Consider the following 3,267-nt stretch of genomic DNA (forward strand, 5'->3'; position numbering starts at 1 on the left):
GTCGGAGCGACATGGGCCAGATCGTGAGCATCCACTTTCGTGAATTCATCACACTCCTTTGAATACCGGTTTGAATAACGGGCCCCAAGATACGGTTGTGCATCTGTCCTGTACTCGCTTCCGTGCGTCGATGGCGATCAGCGAGTATCTTTAGATTCTCGAAAAACTTCTCTCCTGGTTAGAAAGCAATCCTCCATTATGGTTTCGTCGGATCCACCTGTCGGGAAGTACAGACGGATCGCACTTTACTTGGCCGTCCTTGCCGTGCTGGTCGGACTTTCGGTCTGGTTCTGGCGAGATTTTTGCCTTTGGAGAGGTACCTCGGCATTGAGGCAGCGGAAGCTCGCTGCGGCCGAGTCCTGGGTTGCCAGAAGTCAATGGTTTCACGAGGGTGACGATCCTCAAGCCTGTCTGCTGGAGATTCGGATCGCGCGTCGCCAGCAGCAATTTCAACTCGTAGAGTCCAAGTTGCAACTGGCGAGCAAGATGGGTGTCCCTAAGTCAGAGTTGCGGCGCGAGCGGCTGCTCGCGATGGCTCAGACGGGTCAGTTCAGCGCCATGCAGGCGAACTGGTCGGATCTTTTGACGGATCCACGCGATGATGGCCCGGAAATCGCGCGAGCCTATTACACCTGGACGATGCTCAACCATAATCTGGAGCTCGCCAACAAGACGCTCGATCTCTGGCAGAAAGACTATCCGAAGGATCCAGAACCCCACGAACTGCGTGGCCGGTTTAACCAGTCAATCTACAACTGGGCAGAGGCAGAGTCCGACTACCGACGAGCCCTGGCACTCGATCCGGACAATGACGATTTTCGTCTTGCACTCGCCAGCGTGATGCTGGAACGGCTGAAGACCAACGACGCCGTCCCGCTCTTCAAGGAGTACCTGTCACGGCATCCGGACAATCTGACGGCCATCCGCGGGTTGGCACAATGTGCCGCCACGGCGGGTGACCTGGATACGGCGATCGAGCTCTTGCGCGGGGCCATGGAAAACCATCCGGACAATTTCAACGTTCAGAAGTCCTATGGCGAGGTGCTGCTTGCAGCGAATCGTGCCTCTGAGGCTGCGGCGGTCCTGGAAAAAGCGTATCGTTCCGTGCCCGAGCATGCGAATCTCGCGTACTCCCTCGCACGAAGTCTCAAAGCCAGCGGCCGCGGCAACGAAGCCGAGCCGCTCCTTGCGTTTGTGGCCGAATCCAGAGCCCCACTGGACCAATTGACTGCTTTGGAACGTCAGTTGCGCAGTGAACCCGGGAATCTGGAACTGCGCATGCAGATTGCGGCCATCGTTGCGAAGTACATCTCCCGTCAGGATGCAATCCGCTGGTACCAGAACCTGCTTCAGATTTCGCCAGACTACCCTCCAGCCCACCGCGAGCTTGTCGCTCTCTACCATCAGGCAGGAGATCTCGAAAAAGCGCAGTTCCACCAACGAGTGCTGGAGGGGAGGGGCGAAGCGAAGGAAATGGGTAACCAGCCGATTTCAGATCCCGCTTCGCCGACCACATCGGATGCGGATCGTACACCCTAGTACTTGAACGAGGCAACGGCTGGCGCGAGTGCGAGGATAGCAATACGAGCGCGGATACTTTAATCCTTACCTCGAATCCGCTTTTATTTCGAAGTTGGGCGACGACTCAATTCAATTGCTGAAAAGTAAACGCTCGCATTGGCAGGATCATCGATGGCGTCAGGCAAGTTGCGTTCGTCGAACAACTGGAGCAGGACCGTTCTTATTGGTTTCTGCGTTGTCGTATTCGGATGTACGGACCGAGCGAAATCTCCGTCTGGAGTCGACAGTTTCAGTTTGAACGGCGAAAAGTCGCTCGAGCAGCACCACATCCGTTTCACAGAGATGGCTCAGCAGTCAGGAATCGACTGGACGGCTCGCAATGGTGAGGAAGCGAACTTTTTCACCATCCTTGAATCGTTCGGTGCAGGTTGTGCGATCGAGGACTTCGATCGTGACGAAAAGCTGGATCTGTTTCTGGGAGGTGGGGGGCACTTCGGGTCTGACAAATCGATCCTGCCCCACCCGATCGCCCTGTACCGCCAGATTTCCGACTGGAATTATGAAGCCGTCACTGATGCTGCGGGGCTGAGCCCGATTCATCGCTACCACCATGGTCTCTGGACCGTGGACATGGATGAAGATGGTTTTGCGGATTTGCTGATCACAGGGTGGGGAGGCCTGCAATTGTTCCGGAATATGGGGGACGGAACGTTTTCCGATGTGACCCCTTCATCCGGATTGACGGACCCTCTGTGGAGTCTGGCCGCCGGATGGGGAGATCTCAATCAGGATCAGGTGCTTGATCTGTTTGTCGGTCATTATGTCGACTGGTCGTTCGACAACGATCCTGTTTGCATCGACAAGCGGCTTGGCATTCGGAACGTCTGTGATCCCACAGTCTTTCGCGGACTGCCCTGTACCGTGTTTCTCGGTAATGGAGACGGATCATTTCGACCGGGGAACGAAGAACTGGGGATTGAGGGGATCGGCAAGACGCTGGGTGTCCTGATTGCCGATCTGAACAACGACAATCAGCCAGACGTATTCGTCGCCAACGATACGGTACCCAATCAACTGTTTGCTTCGCAGTCCGATCGACGCTATCGGGAAGTCGCTCTCGAAAATGGCGTGGCCCTGGGTGAGACGGGCGCCTCTGATGGCAGTATGGGCGTCGACCTGGGGGATGTGACCGGTGACGGCAAGCCGGATCTGTGGGTGGCAAATTACGAGAATCAAACGTTTGCCTTGTATCGCAATCTTGGCAACGACATCTTCGGTCATGCCAGCCGCGCATTCGGAGTTACAGCCGTTGGGTCAGCGGCTGTGGGATTCGGAACGACGCTGCTGGATGCGGACGGCGATGGATTCCTCGATATTTTCTGCACGAATGGTCACGTCTGGGCCCCCAATTCTGTCGCTGATCGCCGGCAGTTGCCCTATCTGTTCTGGAATGATCAAGGCAGGCGTTTACGTGAAATCGCAAAATCCTCAGGCGAATATCTGAGCACGCCGCATCTGGGGCGAGGGGCTGCCATGGGAGACCTTGATGCGAACGGGAGCCCGGACCTTGTGGTCGTGCATACCAACGAACCTGTGGCAGTACTTCGGAATGAGGTGAAGATCGAGAACTGGCTGGCAATACGACTCGTGGGACGCCACAGCACGCGTTCAGCGGTGGGAGCCTGGGTGAAAATTTTCACGGGCGAACGGGAGCAAACCGGATATGTGAAAGGTGGGGGGAGTTAC

2 protein-coding genes are annotated in these 3,267 nt (G+C 56.2%); both read left to right on the forward strand.

Translation table 11 applies throughout. From position 1 onward, the window contains the following. The first annotated feature begins 198 nt into the window (after positions 1-198). Positions 199-1,539 (forward strand): tetratricopeptide repeat protein, encoded by a 1,341-nt coding sequence (locus tag VGE80_RS17975; RefSeq protein ID WP_440593620.1) that lies wholly within the window; start codon positions 199-201, stop codon positions 1,537-1,539. 153 nt (positions 1,540-1,692) lie between these two features. Beyond that, positions 1,693-3,267 (forward strand): FG-GAP repeat domain-containing protein (locus VGE80_RS17980; RefSeq protein WP_440593621.1); only part of this gene is annotated, 1,575 nt, incomplete at its 3' end.

The organism is Schlesneria sp., assembly GCF_036405755.1.
Taxonomy (GTDB): Bacteria; Planctomycetota; Planctomycetia; order Planctomycetales; family Planctomycetaceae; genus Schlesneria; species Schlesneria sphaerica.